15 protein-coding genes are annotated in these 17,309 nt (G+C 52.9%); 4 read left to right on the top strand and 11 right to left on the bottom strand.

Going from position 1 to position 17,309, the window contains the following annotated elements; all coding sequences use genetic code 11:
• Positions 1–241: 241 nt before the first annotated feature.
• Positions 242–3,439 carry a response regulator gene (locus P9H32_RS08265; protein WP_322608422.1) on the top strand — a complete coding sequence of 1,066 codons (3,198 nt, stop codon included), beginning with the start codon at positions 242–244 and terminating at the stop codon, positions 3,437–3,439.
• A gap of 40 nt (positions 3,440–3,479) precedes the next feature.
• On the opposite strand, the gene P9H32_RS08260 is transcribed toward P9H32_RS08265, so the two are convergent.
• The 7 genes from P9H32_RS08260 to P9H32_RS08230 form a co-directional block, all read right to left on the bottom strand.
• Complete coding sequence (locus tag P9H32_RS08260) at positions 3,480–4,022, bottom strand: gamma carbonic anhydrase family protein (protein ID WP_322608421.1); 543 nt, start codon at positions 4,020–4,022, stop codon at positions 3,480–3,482.
• A 15-nt stretch (positions 4,023–4,037) separates the two neighbouring features.
• Complete coding sequence (locus tag P9H32_RS08255; protein ID WP_322608420.1) at positions 4,038–4,523, bottom strand: ferritin family protein; 486 nt, start codon at positions 4,521–4,523, stop codon at positions 4,038–4,040.
• Positions 4,524–4,600: 77 nt separating this feature from the next.
• Complete coding sequence (locus tag P9H32_RS08250; protein WP_322608419.1) at positions 4,601–5,050, bottom strand: cupin domain-containing protein; 450 nt, start codon at positions 5,048–5,050, stop codon at positions 4,601–4,603.
• Entirely contained in the window at positions 5,050–5,430 is a 381-nt protein-coding gene (locus P9H32_RS08245; protein WP_322608418.1) for a CoA-binding protein, read from the bottom strand. Before P9H32_RS08245 ends, P9H32_RS08250 begins: the two co-directional genes overlap by 1 nt.
• 312 nt (positions 5,431–5,742) lie before the next feature.
• Positions 5,743–9,090: a PKD domain-containing protein gene (locus tag P9H32_RS08240; RefSeq protein ID WP_322608417.1), complete on the bottom strand. Its 3,348-nt coding sequence runs from the start codon at positions 9,088–9,090 to the stop codon at positions 5,743–5,745.
• Positions 9,091–9,170: 80 nt separating this feature from the next.
• The gene (gene sfsA, locus P9H32_RS08235) at positions 9,171–9,863 is read right to left on the bottom strand and encodes a DNA/RNA nuclease SfsA (RefSeq protein ID WP_348534467.1); all 693 of its coding nucleotides are present in this window, start codon (positions 9,861–9,863) and stop codon (positions 9,171–9,173) included.
• 52 nt (positions 9,864–9,915) lie between these two features.
• Entirely contained in the window at positions 9,916–10,812 is an 897-nt protein-coding gene (locus P9H32_RS08230) for an Hsp33 family molecular chaperone HslO (RefSeq protein ID WP_322608415.1), read from the bottom strand.
• Positions 10,813–10,940: 128 nt separating this feature from the next.
• Between P9H32_RS08230 and P9H32_RS08225 the strand changes: the two genes are divergently transcribed.
• The gene (locus P9H32_RS08225; protein ID WP_322608414.1) at positions 10,941–11,420 is read left to right on the top strand and encodes a DUF2059 domain-containing protein; all 480 of its coding nucleotides are present in this window, start codon (positions 10,941–10,943) and stop codon (positions 11,418–11,420) included.
• Here P9H32_RS08225 and P9H32_RS08220 read toward each other — a convergent pair.
• Positions 11,417–12,028 (bottom strand): RluA family pseudouridine synthase, encoded by a 612-nt coding sequence (locus tag P9H32_RS08220; RefSeq protein WP_322608413.1) that lies wholly within the window; start codon positions 12,026–12,028, stop codon positions 11,417–11,419. The two genes, P9H32_RS08225 and P9H32_RS08220, sit on opposite strands and share 4 nt — an antisense overlap.
• A gap of 131 nt (positions 12,029–12,159) precedes the next feature.
• Between P9H32_RS08220 and P9H32_RS08215 the strand changes: the two genes are divergently transcribed.
• Entirely contained in the window at positions 12,160–14,145 is a 1,986-nt protein-coding gene (locus P9H32_RS08215; RefSeq protein WP_322608412.1) for a cell division protein FtsQ/DivIB, read from the top strand.
• A 59-nt stretch (positions 14,146–14,204) separates the two neighbouring features.
• Here P9H32_RS08215 and P9H32_RS08210 read toward each other — a convergent pair whose 3' ends face one another.
• The 3 genes from P9H32_RS08210 to P9H32_RS08200 are packed head-to-tail and all read right to left on the bottom strand — an operon-like array spanning position 14,205 to position 16,507.
• The gene (locus P9H32_RS08210; protein WP_322608411.1) at positions 14,205–14,867 is read right to left on the bottom strand and encodes a hypothetical protein; all 663 of its coding nucleotides are present in this window, start codon (positions 14,865–14,867) and stop codon (positions 14,205–14,207) included.
• Positions 14,864–15,766, bottom strand: coding sequence for a CDF family Co(II)/Ni(II) efflux transporter DmeF (gene dmeF / locus P9H32_RS08205; protein WP_322608410.1), 903 nt, complete (start codon positions 15,764–15,766; stop codon positions 14,864–14,866). The genes P9H32_RS08210 and dmeF overlap by 4 nt, the downstream gene beginning before the upstream one ends.
• The gene (locus P9H32_RS08200) at positions 15,767–16,507 is read right to left on the bottom strand and encodes a metallophosphoesterase family protein (RefSeq protein WP_322608409.1); all 741 of its coding nucleotides are present in this window, start codon (positions 16,505–16,507) and stop codon (positions 15,767–15,769) included.
• Between the two features lie 43 nt (positions 16,508–16,550).
• Between P9H32_RS08200 and P9H32_RS08195 the strand changes: the two genes are divergently transcribed.
• Positions 16,551–17,306 carry a sulfite exporter TauE/SafE family protein gene (locus P9H32_RS08195; protein ID WP_322608408.1) on the top strand — a complete coding sequence of 252 codons (756 nt, stop codon included), beginning with the start codon at positions 16,551–16,553 and terminating at the stop codon, positions 17,304–17,306.
• Positions 17,307–17,309 lie beyond the last annotated feature (3 nt).

The following is a 17,309-nucleotide window of genomic DNA, read 5'->3' as shown; positions in this document are numbered from 1 at the left end:
AAAAGCAATTTGGGCCTAAACTCATTGAAAAAGCCGATTTGGGCCACAATTTAAATCTCGGCAAATTTTCGGCGTAAATTTAATAAATTACCCGGTTCATGCCGTCTTGGCGCAACAGGGATGCCCAAAACCATACCCGACAAGAACGATCACATTAAACTTGATTATTTTCCCGGCCGTAATACCGTGAATTTTTGCATAGAAAATCAACCGCACATCACCGCCCCATACGATCCCGTCCATGAACAACCGCACCCTGGGTATCCCCCTCATCAAACTGACTCTGAGCTTATTTCTGTGCGTATTTTCTCTGCTCCCCGCCAACCGGGCTGCCGCATCCGAACCTCCGCAATTGCACCTGAGTGCCGCGGAACAGGCCTGGTTGCAAAATCATCCGGAAATTCCCGTTATAGCCGACCCGGACGGCGTGCCTTATTCCCACAGAAATGATCGCGGTGAATTTGCCGGTCTCCTATGCGACGTGCTGAATCGATTCACAGCATTGACCGGATCAGCAATTGTTTATGAAGCGGCCATTTACGACGATATTGTTACCCACATAGAAAAGGCTGACCGCCCGGTTATCACCGGATTTGACCCGCCGGACTATCCCGCCTATACCAATGCCTATCTTAAATCCGACGACATCACCTTTCTGCCTTTTGCACTTTTTGCCCTGAGCCATCGCAATCCGGATGAATTTTCCCCACGGAACATCGCCGGAAAAAACGTGGCGGTCGTTGAAGGATGGGACCCCGGCCACCCCGCACTGCTTGCTTTGGGGAAATGCGAACTGATTTACGGCGAAACGGATCTGGATTGCGCCCGGATGGTGATGGACGGACGGGCCGATGCCGTCTTCGAAGTCGCGGCCCTGCATTCTTTTGTTATCCTCAATCACCAGTTAAATGACATGCGGCTGATTCGGGTATCGCCATACGGCATGCCGATTACCGTACTCACCCGGAACGATTATCAGCCGTTTCACGACCTGCTCAACAAAGTACTGCGCACATTCACCCCGGAAGAACGGGCCGGGCTGCTTAAAAAATGGAATATTTCTCCCGGTGATCCCCACTATAAACTGCTCGCTATGGAACTGACTCCGGGAGAGCGCAGCTGGTTGGCAGAACATCTTTCGCTCCGTGTTGCCGTGGAAACGAACCACAAGCCATTTTCCTGGAAAAATGCCGAAGGCGGACGAAGCGGTTTGAACATCGACTACCTCCGTCTGCTTGAGAAAAATCTCGGCATGAATCTTGAATTTATCGCTTCATCCGGTCCCGATGAAAGCCTTGAACTGTTGCGGAAGCGCAAGGTCGACCTGATTCCCGGCATTTGTTTTGATCCGGAAAAAACAACCCCCTTCAACCTGACCCCGCCCTACTTTTCGCAGGATATTAAAATCTACATTCGCGAAGGCGACGTCTATATCCGCAGCTTATCCGATCTGAACGGAAAAACGGTAGGATTGCTCAACAGTCCGCATTACATTGAAGAAATCCGGCGCGAATTTCCGCAGCTGAAGCTGACCGAATTTAAAACTCCCGCCGAAGCAGTTATGGCGCTTGATGCCGGGCGTATAGATGCGCTGGCCGGGGATGCACTGCAGGTCGGGCAGCAGATCAGCGAACTCAATCTGCACTCCATAAAAATCGGCGGAGTTACCCCCTATATTTCCTCGCTTTCGATGGCCTCACGCGAAGACTGGCCGGTGCTGTCCTCTATCATTACCAAAGCGCTCGGCCTTATCCACCCCCACCAGAAAGAGCAGATCTATGCCCGCTGGGTGCCACGAAACCCCGCCCCTTTCAACTATTCCATCCTCTGGAAGGTATCGCTTCCCGGTGCCCTGCTGATGTTAGGGGTGATTGCCTGGAATATCCTGCTCAAGCGCGAAGTGAAACGCCGCACTTTTTCGCTGGAAGCCGAGCAACTGCTGCTCAAGGAAGCCGAAGCAATCGCCTTGCTCGGACACTGGCAAATCGATTTAAAAACCGGTATCACCACATTTTCCGACGAAATCTACCGCATTCTCGATCTGGACCCGGCACGAACCACGGCCGATAGCCGGCTGTTTGAAACCCTCGCTCATCCGGATGACACTCAGCGCGTTAAACTTCTATTTGAAAAAGCTCGCGACAAAAAGGACCTGGTTTCCGGCGATTTCCGCATTGTTCGGCCCGACGAATCCATCCGCCATGTGCACCTGCAATGCCGGCACATTCACTTCTCCGGCAAACAGCCGGCTCATCGGGTGGGAATTTTGCAGGACATTACCCAGCGCATACAACTCGAGGAATCGCTGCATCAATCCGAAAAAATGAAAGCTATCGGCCAGCTGGCCGGCGGTGTGGCGCATGATTTCAACAACATGCTCGGCGGAATTTCCGGTGCAACCGAACTGCTGGGCATGCGCCTCAAAGATGATCCCGAAGCCCTCGAATATCACGCCATTGTGCTCAAAACCACCCGGCGGGCCGCAAAGCTGACCCAGAACCTGCTCTCCTTTTCCAGAAAGCAGCAACTCAGTTCGCAGATCATCAACCTTCATTCACTGATCCGCGATGCCGTTATCCTGCTGCGCAGTTCTATCGATAAACGAAGCCGCGTTGAACTCCACCTCAACGCCGAACAGAGCAATGTCTGCGGCGATGCCTCCCAGCTGCAGAATACCCTGCTCAATATCGGCATCAACTGCGACCACGCCATGCCGGACGGCGGAATCATCGATATTAAAACCGAACTGGTCCAGCTCGAGGAAGCCGTTTTCCCCTGTGGCACCTTCGACATCACGCCGGGAACATTTCTGAAAATCTCCATTTCCGATACCGGCTGCGGCATGTCCGATGATTTACAAAGCCGGATTTTTGAACCTTTTTTCACAACCAAAGATGTGGGTAAAGGCACCGGGCTGGGGCTCGCAAGCGTTTTGGGCACCATTCAGCAGCACCACGGTGCAATTGATTTCCGCAGCGCGGAAAATGCAGGAACCTGCTTTCACCTCTATCTTCCGATTCGTTCGGACGGCGAAAAAGAACAGGCCGCCTCGTCCACTGTATTCCGCGGTCATGAAACGATCCTGCTGGTGGACGACGACGTCCATGTGCTGAAAACCACCCGTAAACTTCTCAGCAAACTCGGCTATAAGGTCCTTTGCGCCGAAAACGGTGAAACTGCACTGGAACAATTTAAACTCCGGCAACACGAAATCAGCCTGGTGATTCTCGATATGATGATGCCCGTCATGAACGGTCCGGACTGCTTTCGAAAGCTCCGCGCAATCAATCCGCAACTGCCCATCCTAATGGCCACCGGGTTTTCTGTGGAATCCGATCTTGAACCCTTGCTCGCTACCGGCCGCTGCGACCTCCTGCACAAACCCTATTTCTCTCCGACATTGAGCCAGGCCCTTCGGAACACACTGCAATCTTCCTGACCGCTTTCTCGCTGAGCATAGCCCTGCACATCCGCCGGATTCAGCAGGGTTTAATAATCCCGCCTCGGTAGCGCCGCATGTTTTCAACATACCGCTCGGCATAACTCCGGATATTGATGAAATCGTCCTCCGTCAGTTTCCGAATCACCCGCGCCGGCGAACCAACCGCCAATGAGCCGGACGGAATTGTTTTACCCTGTGCAATAATCGATCCCGCGCCAATGATGCAGTTATCACCGATTTCACATCGATCAAGCAGAATGGAGCCCATACCGATCAAACAGTTATCGCCCACGGTGCAGCCATGGAGCGTCACCGCATGCCCAACCGTTACATCGTCGCCGATAATGGTCGGGGCCCCTTTTCCGGTGTGAGCCACCGAATTATCCTGAATATTGGAACGCTCACCGAGAATGATCGGTTCAATATCCCCCCGAAGCACCGCACCAAACCACACGCTTGACTGGTTTTTCAGCACCACATCGCCAATTACCGTGGCGTTTTCCGCAATATAATATTCATCCGGAAGGGACGGCTTTATCTCTTTAAACTGATAGATCATGCCCGGAAAGATACTGAACATTCGGGTTTCTGGAAATCATATCGTCTCTTCAAGCACCAGTTTTTCATCCAGCAGACCAAGCTCCATCGTGGTTTTGCTGAGTTCCATCTGCTCGTGCTCTTCCATAATCAGGAGATTCTCAAAAACCTCCCGCACTTTACTGTTCTGCGTTTTTTCCGCCATTTCGCGGTAAAACTTGATCAGACATGCATCGAAATGCATAGCGGCAGCCACCACATCCTCCACCTCCATGGAGGATTTGATCTGAAAACTGCTGATCGCCTTAAGCGTCGAAGCATCGGGTCCATATTGCAGAAAAGAGTCTGCAACATTTCTGGAAACATCCTGCATGAACTCTTCAAGACAGCTTTCCAGATACTGCTCGTGTCTGCTCAAATAATCCAGCAGCGCACGGGTTCGCTCCCGCTCAGCTGAATCTTTGAGGTTTTCATAAAACTCACTCAGCTTATGATGGAATTTTCGTGCCTGCTCGAATACGTCTTTAGTCTGATTGAATGGCATGCAATGCTCCTTTCGCTGTTGAAAAGAATTTTATGCCCATAACAGCCAATGTCAATTTTTAAACAAGCCATTAATGATCAACGAGATAGGCGTACGATAAATTCATATTGATTTGGAAACTTTTTCAGAAGTTCATCGCGTACAGGCATTTCGAATTCTGAAAATTCAAAGCCCGGCGTCACTGTGCATCCCACCAGTGCATAATCGCGTTCAACCGTTGCTCCGAAAAGCGTTCCAGCCTTCACCGTATGCTGAAAAGATCCCGCGCCCAGCGTCGTCTCCACAATACCGCCGGCATCCAGCTCATGAAGAGTAATCGGCCGCCCGTAATAAAAATGCCACTGCTCATCCGATTTCAGGCGATGCAGCGCGGAAAAATCCGGAGCCTCCAGCAGATAATAGATCGAAGTCATCGCCGGTCGGCCGTTTTCCAGCCGGATGTCCGATTCAAAAACGCGCCGATACCATCCTCCTTCCGGATGAGGTTCCAGGCCGAGCTCTTTTTTCCAATGACTGGAATCCTTCATTAAAACTGCCCCGTATTCAGCAATACCAGCGTACAGGCCTCCAGCACATCAATCCCGTTCGCCAGCAGTGCCAACTGCAGTTTCGGATTTTCCGCCCCCGGATTAAAGATCACCCGGCGGGGACCCAGTGCCATCAAATCATCCGCCAACGCCGATGAACGTGCCGCGGAAAGATAGACCGTGACGGTATGAACAGCCGTTCCAATGTCTGGAAGTTTTGCGTAAACACTCAGCCCTGCAATATGCTCCGCCGACGGATGCACCGGCAGCACCGAATATCCTTTTTCCAGCAGAAGATGAACTGCACGGTTTGCATACCGCTCCGGTTTCGGACTTGCACCCAGCACCACCACCGAAAGATTTCCGACACTTTTTTTCATCGCTCCAGATTACCCCGAACCCGACCTCTTCTACAGTCTGTTTTCAGAAAGTCCATTGAAGCACATCCAGGCCCCTCTTATCACTTCCGATTGAATTCCCGTGTATATTTACATGGGTTTATTTTAATAATTTACACAACATGTTTATTTCAGGCGGTTTAACAAAATAATAAACTGAGCGCTTATTTTATAAATTTTTATACACAAACCCCGGCCAAAAGCATTTAATGAGTATTGAAGCCTTGGTTTGGGTTTCATTTGAGCAGCGTATGGTTCTCCTCCCTCTTTCCATACGTTGCTCATTTTTTATGCTTAATCGGACAGCTCCACCTTCAGACGCAGATATTCATTCGTTTGTGCACTGACCGCATAAACAGACCGCGCAGTCAGATTGGTCTCCGAATCCTCCAGCACCACAGTCGCCGCCGCGTTCCAATCATTGGAAATCAGATTGGAAGCATGCTCGACCGTGTACGCAATATCATCCCGTTTACCGGTCCGCAGATAGTTTACCTGAAAATATCCGGTATTTACGTCGGAACGGACCGACGGCCGGGACTCCGCATCGCCCGGCGCCGATCCCAGCGCATATTCCACCAGATTCAGCTCCCCATCGAAATCCGCATCATCCATCGGATCGCGGTTAAAACCGAGGCCCTCCCCGTTTTCCAGCTGCCAGCCCGCATATCCCTTTGCAGAACCGCCTACGGGGTCAGACTGCCAGACCGATCCGTTATCACCAACCGTGATAAACGTTCCGTTGAAATAAACAGCCGCATTCTGATTATCCTTCTGAGCCGTGGAAAGCTCAGACCAGTTTATTCCATCCGCCGAAATCAGGTTGATATCGACACCTCCAGCATCTTCATTGATACCGGTGGCAAAAAAGATGTCTCCACCATAGGCCAAACCATAAATGGTATAGCGATCATCCGCCATCGTTGTAGTAAATGTCTGCCCCTGATCCATAGAGTTAAGAATCCGAGAGAAAAAACCTCCGGCCACAAACTGTCCGTTAAAATATTCTATATCACTCAGAAGCTTCCAGCTATCAAGGTCTATTCCGGCTGAATTATTCGTCCATGAAAGTCCATCCGAAGAAGTCAAAGCAATGGCTGAAGCACCGGAATATTTTGGACCAACAGCAACAAACACACCGTCTCCATAGCTGATCCCGGCCAGAGAGGTCGTTGTGCCCGAGACAACAGGACTCCAGCTATAACCATCCGTTGACCGCACAATGATGCCGTTATCACCTGCCGCTACATAAATTCCATTTTCATAGGCAACATCATGCAACCGAATGTTGTCTACGCTAGCAGAATTTGATTCGTACCTTTTTGTCCAATACGTACCATCAGCAGAAGTGTAGACCACCTGCTCCCATCCACTTCCGTCATGATCCATACCGACCGCAACAAACTGAGATCCGTCATATATCACTCCGAATAAATACACATTTCCCAACCAATGACTGCCGCTGGTATGGACGGTCCAGTTTGTACCATCATCTGAATATGCAGTAGTTCCATTGTTTCCCCCAACCGCTACGAGTCGCCCCGCCCCCACGGCAATATCATTCAGGTTTTTGGCAGTCCCCGACGTCCGCTGCGTCCAGTTATCCAGCGGGCTGGAGAGAACGATCTCCTGAGAAACTTCAACAGTACCGCCCTTCATGTCCGAGACCACGCAACTGACAGTCACGGTACTGCCGGAAAGCCAGGCAGTGGCAATTGTCGGGCTGTTCGGTTTCACCAGACCATCGCCCGTGTTCCAATAATAGGCCAACTCATCACCGTCCGAATCGGAAGCGGAAACACTGAAAATCATACTCTCCTGAACGGAACCGGCGGTCGGTCCGCTGATCGATGCCGTCGGTGCGGAATTTCCGGGGAAACCACCGAAGTTCACCTGAATATCCATCCATTCCTCCGGCGACGGTCCGCCGCGCGCAACCGGCGTAATGTGCACACCGGCGCCCGCATCGGAATAGGTCCGGCCCAGCGCAAGCCCCCCATCATATTTTCCATCGGCGGAGTCCGGCGTGGTGTCGACCAGATAGGACCGGTTATCGCCCGATTTTTTCCAAAGCAGATATGCCCCGCGACCGAAGGAATCGTATGCCGTATATTCCTGCCGCAGACCGAGCCAGTAATCATCATTTCCGGTTTTTGAGATTTGAAGTCCCCGGATGGCAGCGGCGGTATCCGGATGATCAAAACGATGAATACGATACGTTCCGGAGGTCGTTGCCGCCGTCCAGTTGGTGCTTTCAAGCCAGCCGATATGTTTTTTGTGCCAGGGATTGAAATGACCGGCGGGCGAATCGCCTCCGCCCATAATATCCATAAAATCGCCGTACTCTATTTTTTCGCCGCTCGGATCGACGGGGTCGCTGCCGGTCACCTGCCAGAATGAAGCATGGCGCGAACCGTAGTTGTGCCCCAGTTCATGAATCATCACATCGTTATCCATGGTTCCGTTCATCCACAGATTCTGTCCGCCGACGCTGGCGAGCCCGGCAAATCCCATATCTGAAACGTAGGGAAATACGACGCAGATGGTGTCATAGCTGTCCAGAGAACCCACTTCGGCTTCAGCAAGTGCTTCCGCTTCAGCATGCAGAGCGCTCGTGTTATTGGTGTAATTGGCACTCGTTTGCGAAAGGCGGTAGGTCCCGGGATTCACTTCGGCAACAATATGCGTTTTTCCAAAGGACATTTCCTGAATCTGTTCCGACACTGCAGTATTCAGCCGGTTCGAAAATTCAACCGGATCCACCGGCGGACCGGAAATATCAGGAAAATCGGCCATAATCACATAAACCTCGCGCGGTGTTCCGGTCCATTCGGCCGAAGCGGAACGCACAGCGGTTTCCAATGCCTGGAAATCAATTCCACCCGCTTCAAGCAGATAAGCCTCCAGCGTATCAAACAACTGTTGCGAACCGGCATCCGGACCGGGAAGCGCTTCCAGCTCGGCCAGTTTCCGGTTGGCCGCTTCCAGTGCGGAACGGTTTTCGAAATAGAAAATATGGCCGCCGGCCAGAGCCGCGACAGCATCGGACGTCTGCTTGGGCACAACCACCGGAAACAGATCGAGCACCGCAACCTCATCGTCGCGTTCCAAAAGCTGGAAAACCGTTTCCTCCAATACACCCACCATCCCCACTCGAATCCCCTGAACCGGAAGGCCGTTCTTGGTATTCACTTCACTGCGACGGCCATACACATACGTCTCCATCTTTCCAAGACCTGGAAGATCCGTTTCGATGAACGTACGGCTCCGTTCACCGCAGGCCACCAGCACCTCGACATTCGCCTGCGCACTGAAAGGCTGCTCCACATGGGCCTGGAGTTCAGGAGCAAGGGCCTTCCATTCAGCCCACGACAAAGCCAGCAACAGAGCTTTTTCCGGATCACTCCGAATCAGTTCCTTCATGTGCCGTCCGCGTAATTTAGCAAGCTCCACCGCTTCGGCCGGCTCTGCTGCCGAAACCTGTTCGATCCATAAACCGGGGGCTTTCAGGGAAACCGCAGCGGAACGCGGCAGAGCATTCCGCGGCGGCGCCTCCGGCTCGCGTAACCGGAACAGATATCCTGTTGAAAAAACAGCCAGCACAGTACCGATGACCAGAATGCTCTTTTTACATGATCTCATCTTTTTCTCCTTTTCAGAACATGTCCTGACATGCCCCGGATCGGATATTTAAAGATTTATGCCGATAGTACCTAAGCTTTTTAAAGGCTATTAAGCACCGGCTTTACCAGCCGGATCGATTCCGGCGAAACTTCGGCCTGCCAGGCGTAAATTTCCACGCCTTTTTCAGCAGCGGTATACAGTGCGTCGGCATAGGCGGGATCAATTTCATGCGCCGCACGAAAGCCGGTGCCGTCGGATCTTGGAATCACAAACAGCATTGCCGCCCGGTGTCCCGTCTTCACCACTTCGATCAATTCATGGAGATGCTTGCGGCCGCGCTCGGTGACCGCATCGGGGAATGCATAGCAGCCGTCATCGGCCAGCAACGTCACGTTTTTAACTTCAACGTAACAGAGATCATCACCGGTTTTCAGCAACAGGTCAAAACGGCTTCTGCCGAATTTCTGCTCGCGGAGCACTTCGGCATAACCGGATAATTCAGAAATCCAGCCTTTTGACACCGCCTCAAATGCCATTGCGTTGGCGCGGCCGGTATTCACGCAGATCCAGCAGGTCCCGTTATGCACCAGCTCCCAGGTATAGCGGTATTTCCGTTTCGGATTTTCCGAATCGGAAAGAACCACACGCCAGCCCGGTTCCGCACAGGTCGTCATTCTTCCGGTGTTTGGACAATGGGCGGTAATCACCGAACCGTCATCCAGTTTCACATCCGCCAGAAAACGTTTGTATCGTTTAATTAAAGTGCCCTGAATGGACTTCGGCATATGCATATGATTAGGGAATTAAAAAAGAGTAAAGGAAGAGTTCACTTCCCGCCCTCCTTTAATCCGGAACTTTCTCGTTCCAGGCCGCGATGCATTCGGGAATGGAAAGTTCATAGCGTTTATTACAAAACTGGCAGCTGATCCCCAGCGGTTCATTTTTCTTTACGATGGTCATGCGGTCGGGAATCGGGATGGAGCGCAAAACGGCGGCCATTTTTTCCCGGCTGCAGGTACATCGGTATTCCGGAGCCGGACAGACTTCCATATGGACCCCTTCATATTCCGGCTCATTTCCGACCAGCACGTTGGCAATCTGCTCAAAATATCCCTCCGCCGCACTTTCGTGACCCAGCAGCTCCCGGAAACCATGCTCATCCATGCGGGTGCGGATGCGGTCAAACCGCTCCAGATCAGTATTCGGCAACGCCTGAATCATCCAGCCCTGACACAGGGCCACCGGATTTTCCGGATCGGCCTGAAACCCGATCATGACGCTCATCCCGGTTTCCACCTGATCGGAAACCGAATAATGATACGCAAGATCGTTCACCACATCGTGCAACGCAATAGGCGTTGTTCCGGAATTGATAATCGCACCGTTTTCTGTGGAAATCACCTGAAGCTGCCCTTCATTCCCGTAAAGCGCTTCGTGCGCATTTTCAAATTCCTGCAGATGATTCGGCGAAATCAGCGACCGCACCGTCCCGTCGTTTCCGGCATCAACCACCACCGTTTTCAATCCGCCTTCATATTTCCAGCAGATATTCAGCCGCCGTTGTTCCGGCAGCAGCGCCGCCGCCAGCAGTCCGGCCGCCGTCGCACGGCCCAGCACATGGGCCCCCGCCGGATCGCAGTCGTGCCGAATCACCGTTTCATTCACTGCCCGGGTGGAAACCACATAGGTGAATGCAATGTCCAGCCCCTTGAAATGACCTTTATAAAGTAAATCGTTCATGCGCAGGATTGTTCAGAAACGAGCGGCACTTTCAAGCGGAATCGCCTTGTCCCGGAGTCGCTCAGCTCCCAAACTGTTTGAAAGTCTATGTGCACATCGCACAGACATAACCTAAAGAAGGATTAACCATGAAAAAACTGCTCGTGCTGCTCGCACTGACCACCTGTATTACCACCGGATTCGCCGATGCCGAAAGCCACAAGGCGGCCGCTGAAGAACTCATTTCCATGGTGGCCCCTAAAGAAATGTTCATGGAAAGCTTCAATTCGGTTTTCGCAACACAGGTTGACCAGTTCAGACAGATGGGCATCGGACAGGAACAGATTGATCAGATTATTGCCGCCTCCAAAGAGTTCGGTTCAGCAGTCGCCAACGACCCCGAACTGACCGCCCGGATGATCACGATCTATCAGGGCGCATTCAGCGAAACCGAACTGAAAGAACTGATTGCATTTTACAAAACTCCGATCGGTAAGAAAACCCTCGAAGAGCTGCCCCGGCTCATGCAGGAAGGCGCCATGGTCGGCCAACAGGTGGCGATGAAACATCAGGCCGCATTCCAGGCAAAAATCCAGGCCATCATGACCGAAGGTATGACCACTCCCTAAAACGGAACCGGACATGCCAAATGAACCGGCTCTCCGGTAACCGGATGGGCCAGGTTCAGCGTCCGGGCATGCAGCATCAGACGCGCCCCGGCCGTGCCGTATATAACATCTCCAACGATTGGAAAACCAATCGCGCTCATATGCACCCGCAGCTGGTGCGATCTTCCGGTCATTGGAAAAAGAGCGACGCGGGTCGTTGAATCGGTGCGTTCCAACACCTCCCACTCGGTTACCGCCTTTTTTCCGCGCACACAATCCACGATGTGTTTCGGCGGCAGACGCTGTTCCATATCCTTGCGCATCGGAAAATCCACCATGCCCTCATCCAGCTCCATCACGCCTTCCACAAGCGCCGTATAGGTTTTGGAAATTTTCCGTTTTTCAAACTGCAGCGAAAGACTCCGCTGCACCTCCGGCGACCGGGCAAACAGAATCAGCCCGGACGTATCCATATCCAGCCGATGCACCATCAGCGCATCCGGAAACATCTCCGTCACCCGACTCAAACAGCAGTCCTGCTTATCCGGCCCCCGCCCCGGAACCGAAAGCAGCCCCGTCGGCTTATTCACCGCCAGCAATGCTTCATCCTGATAAATGATTTCCAACATTCGGAAAGCTATACCGGAGCCGGGTTGTTCAAACGATTCCAATAATCGGAAAAATAGAGATCGATTTCATCGCCGGATTGCGGTTTATTTAATCTTCTTTTAAGAAAGAATTTAATCACAAAAGGAACATCATGAGCCTAAAAAACACGTCCATCTTTCTACTTTTAATATTGCTGGCCGGAATTTTCACGCTTTCGGTAAAAGCAGAAAAACCAATGCATCCGGCGATCGAAAAGCTCGACCTCGACGGTGACATGGTCCTTTTTCTGAATACCGAAACCTTTGAGCAGCGTGTTCTGGATCATATCGAGAACATAGGCCAAATGGTGATGAAATCGATGACCGGCTCCACTCCGGAAGAGGTGCGGGTTGTGGGAGACGGCGTTGAAATCATCAAAAAAGCGATTGAATGGAGCGGTCTTTTTTCGCTCGAAGCCTATGCCATGAGCATGGCCCCGGCTGAGGATGAACTCAGTCGCGTCGTATCTGTTGGCCAGCATGCTGAAGCGGATGCCGGAAAGCCGATCTGGCGCCTGCTCGGTTCCGAACCGGCGGAAATGAAAGGCATTGAATTTGTGCCCGCCCATGCGGCCTACACCGCCAATTCCAGCACCAGCCTGAACGAAACCTGGAACATCGTGAACGAAGCCGTCCGCGCATTCGGCGGACCCGAAGCCGCCCAGACCTTCAATCAGCAGATCATGATGGCCCAGATGCTGATCGGCACCAACATCAGCGCCATCACCGAATCGATCAACAACGACCTCCTGCTTTCGCTCCAGCTTTCAGACGTCAAAACCGTCACCCTGTCGCAGCGCACCGGAGCCAACCTCACCTTCCCCGAACCCAGCCTGCTCATCGGCCTGGGCCTCAGCGATCCAATGCCTGGAAACCTGATCCTGCAGAAGCTCACGCTGGCGGGCCTTGCACCCGTCAAATCCATGCACGGCGAAAACGAACTCTACACCGTCAACCTCCCCATGCCCTCCCCCGTGCCCCTTTCCCCCACCCTCGTGATGACCGACGACTATCTCCTGATCGGCTCCACGCTCGACGTCGTGAAAGAAGCCCTCGATTGCGCGGAAAATGAATCCGGCCTGATCTCAACCCCGCTCTATAAACAGCTGCTGAAAAATGCGCCGGAAAAAACCACAGCCATCGAATTTGTCTCCCCGCGTTTCATGAAAACCTATTTCGATGTGCTCGGCACCGCCATGGGCGGCACAAACGATCCGGAATTCGAGTCCATGCTCAACATGATGGCCGGCACCTGGGCCAATATGTACGCCGGCGGCTACACGCTGAAAACCCCGACCGGATTTTATTCCGAATCCTACGTCAACTATGGCGGCGCCAAACCCCTGGAACTCGCGGCCTCCTCCTACATCGGCGTGCTCGCAGCGATCGCGATTCCCAGCTTTCAGAAAGCGCAGCACAACGCACAGGAAAAAACGTGTGAGAACAATCGCCGCATCATCGAATCCGCCAAAGAACAATGGGCCATCATCAACGGAAAACCGGAAGGAACCCCGGTCACCGAAGCCGACATTTCTGAATATATCCTCGGCGGATTCTCCGCCCTGGTCTGCCCCGCCGGCGGCACCTATTCCATCAATCCGGTCGGCACCGCCTGCACCTGCTCTGTGCATAATCCCCCACAATACATTAAACAACCCGTTGAAGAGGAGTGCGTTCCGGTCGCCCGAATTGTCGGCCGGAACTCCAATATCCCACTCCTGATAGACTGCGACGGCTTTATGTTTCCTTATAGCAGCGATCAGGCTTCGCTACCGCTGATTCAGGGATTGGATATAGACCTGTCGTCGGGGCAGATTGAATCTTCGGATGTTGAAACCGCCCTAGAAATTATTGAACTGTGCGACAAGTCGAGCTATATGCGCGAATACATCCATATCGAAAGTCTCGATCTGCAGTATTCTGACTTTATTGATATGCGACTGGCGGGCGATATCCGCGTGCGTATGCCGCGCACGGATCCCGAATCCAAACTCCAGAATCTGGCCACGGTCATCAAAATTTCCGCCGCACAGGACCAACAGGTGAAGGAAGTCGATTTAACCCTCGATTCCAATAAAGTGCCCGTCACCTACCGCTGACCGGCGAATGAATTTATCAAGTAGAACGGTGCTCCGCGCCGTTCTACAGCGCAGCCCCCTCACATATCCAGCACGGTTTCGGGATAGATCTGGCCGTCGGTTCCGATTTTGAAGACGTAGATCAGGCCGGGGCGCAGGCGTTTGTAGACGGCGTTGCCGTAGATGGCTTTCACCCCGTATGCCTGCAGGGCGTTGGGATCGTTCGACAGATTCCAGATGGCTTCCCAAAAGATATCCTGCTCGGATTGCTTCAGGTTCCGCAGCAGGTCGGCATAGCGTTCCGGATGCGTCCCCGGCGTGGCAATATCGAAGCCCTCGGATGGATTCATGGTTTCGCCGTAAACCCGGCGCCAGAGATAAAGCGAGCGCTTTTTGCCGTCCAGCACTGCCTGATCCGAAAAGGTGACAATCAGCGCATCGAAGTGCACCACGTCGCCCTCGATTTCGAATTCTTTTTCAAGCACACGGTTGAGCATGTCGTCGCGCGCGGTTTCCACAAATTTGAGGGTGGTATAAAGTGTACCGTCGCGTTCTTCCTGCTTCACCACTTTGGCAAATCCGATCTGATCTTCGTGCGTAAGCGTTGAGATGGCTGTTTTCAGTTCTTCGCTTTCGGCCAGCAGACTATGGACTGTTTGCGTGCCGAAATAGAATGTTCCGCCTACAAAGGCCAGTCCTCCCAGAGTCAAAACAGCAACAATCGACCGAACAAGTTTCATCATACGCGATGTACCTCCACATTCACATGAACCAGATGTCCGATTCCGGACAGAAGCGCTTTAACCTGCGGAGGCGTCCAGCCATTGGAAGAGTCAACGGAGAGAATGACGGCGTGGTGTCCCGGCGCCACAGCCCAAACGTGCAAATCAATGACTTTCAGACTTTTTTCATCCTCGACCGTCTGCTGAATTTTTTCGCAAACGGCGGGATCCACACTGCCGTCGAGCAGAATTCCGCTCGTTTCCTTCATGAGTCCGACCGCCCATTTGGTAATGACCAGCGAACCGACGATCCCCATGACGGGATCGAGAACCGCCCAGCCGAAGATCCGCCCGAAAATCAGGGCCGCAATAGCGGCAATCGAGGTGACAGCATCGGCGAGCACATGAAAATAGGCCGCCTTCAGGTTATGGTCTTCGTCGTCGCTGTGTGCATGATCGTGGCCGTGATGATGGTGATGCTCCCCCTTCAGCAGGAACGCGGAAGCCAGATTCACTACCAGGCCGATCACCGCCACCGCGATCGCTTCATTAAACCGGATATCCTGCGGTTCAATGATGCGGTGAATGGATTCCACCGCCATCAGAATCGCCACCACGCCCAGCGCCACCGCACTGGCAAAACCTCCGAGCACACTGACTTTTCCGGTACCGAAACTGAAACGCGGATTTTTCGCATGTTTCCGGGCATAGCGATAAGCAAAAATGGTGATCCCGAAGGCCGCAGCGTGGGTGCCCATATGCCAGCCGTCGGCTGTCAGGGCCATGGAGTTGAAAATCAGACCCGCCCCGATTTCCAGCACCATCGTCACCAGCGTCAGGCCGAGCACCATCAACACCTGACGCTCACCGTGTTCACTGTTGTGCAGGAAATCGTGGTCGTGTAGATCGCAGTGTGTCATCTATACTGTTTCCAGAGGTTGGAAATCCCGGATGAGGCGCACACTTTGAGGGCGAAGGTCGAGCATGGCCGGGCCGGCGTCGTCCACATGCGCACTCAGTGTATAGTACGAGGTTCCATCGAAGTTCAGCAGATCATCTTCGTGGTTGTGTCCTTGGAATACGGCCTTAACCTTTTCAGACAGCGTAATGGTTTTTCGCACCTGATCATAGTTGCGCACGGCAAAGCGGGTCTCTTTGTCGATCCGCTGGTGACTGATCAGAATAACCGGATTCAGCGAAGCCGATATGCGGGCACGAAGCCACTCAATCTCCTCGGGCGGCATACAGGCTTCTTCCCACTTGAAGTTGCCAAGGTTATAGTCCCCGCCTTCGGGTGTGAAGTTGCAGTCCACACAAATAAAGGTATAACCACCGGTCTCAAAATGAAACCGTGCAGGATCACCCACCCGCCCCAGGGCATTATAAAACTCGGCTTTTGAAAGATGATCCAGATCGTGGTTTCCGGGCATAAAATAGGTTTTACCGTTGAATGAATCGCACAAGGCAGAGACCTCGCGCAGCAGGCGCTTCGCATTGGTTTCGCAGGCCCCGTTTACCAGATCCCCCATCAGCACCAACGCTTCAGCACCGCCGGCATTCAACTGATTAACGTGGTTGTAAAGACGGTTCAGTGCCACCGCAGATCCATCATAATGGATATCCGTGATCAGCCCAACCCGAACTGGTGTACCTATTGTCATAACGGGACATTAAATAGATTTTGTCTACGTCGCAAAGTGAATTATGCGGTGGACTTTCAAAACAGCTTCGCGCAATCTACGCGGCCATATGACAGAAGCCATTCCAATTTTAGCAGGTACCGCCGCTCTAATCGGACTCGGCCATACACTGGCCGGCCCGGACCACTATCTCCCGTTCATCGTGATGGGAAAAGCGCGTAAATGGTCAATGCCGAAAACCATGTGGATCACTTTTCTCTGCGGGCTCGGTCATGTACTGGGCTCCATTTTACTGGGTCTCATCGGCGCCGCGCTGGGCATTGCCCTCAGCAAACTGGAATGGTTCGAAGCGTGGCGCGGAAATCTGGCGGCACAGCTATTGATGATTTTCGGCTTCACCTACTGCGTCTGGGGCATCCATCGGGCCATTAAAAACAGGCCCCACTCCCATGCTCATGTGCATGAGAACGGAACCCTGCACACGCATAAACACACCCACTCCATGGAGCACGCGCACCCCCATGAACAGAAAGTGCGGCCGATTACCCCATGGATTCTCTTTACGATTTTTGTGCTCGGCCCCTGCGAACCGCTCATTCCATTGATCATGTACCCGGCGGCTGAACACAGCTGGTGGGGTATGCTGCTGGTCGCCTCAATTTTTGCGGTTGCAACCATCAGCACTATGATGGGTGTGGTTCTCGCCGCCAGCTGGGGCATCCGGCTTGTTCCGATCGGAACATTCGAACGCTACACTCACGCCCTCGCCGGTGCCGCCATCTGCCTCTCCGGAATGGCCATTCAGTTTCTCGGACTCTAATGT

Source organism: Pontiella agarivorans (assembly GCF_034531395.1).
Classification (GTDB): Bacteria; Verrucomicrobiota; Kiritimatiellia; order Kiritimatiellales; family Pontiellaceae; genus Pontiella; species Pontiella agarivorans.
The sequence above is the reverse complement of the archived record's forward strand: the minus strand, read 5'-3'. Positions and strand labels throughout refer to the sequence as shown.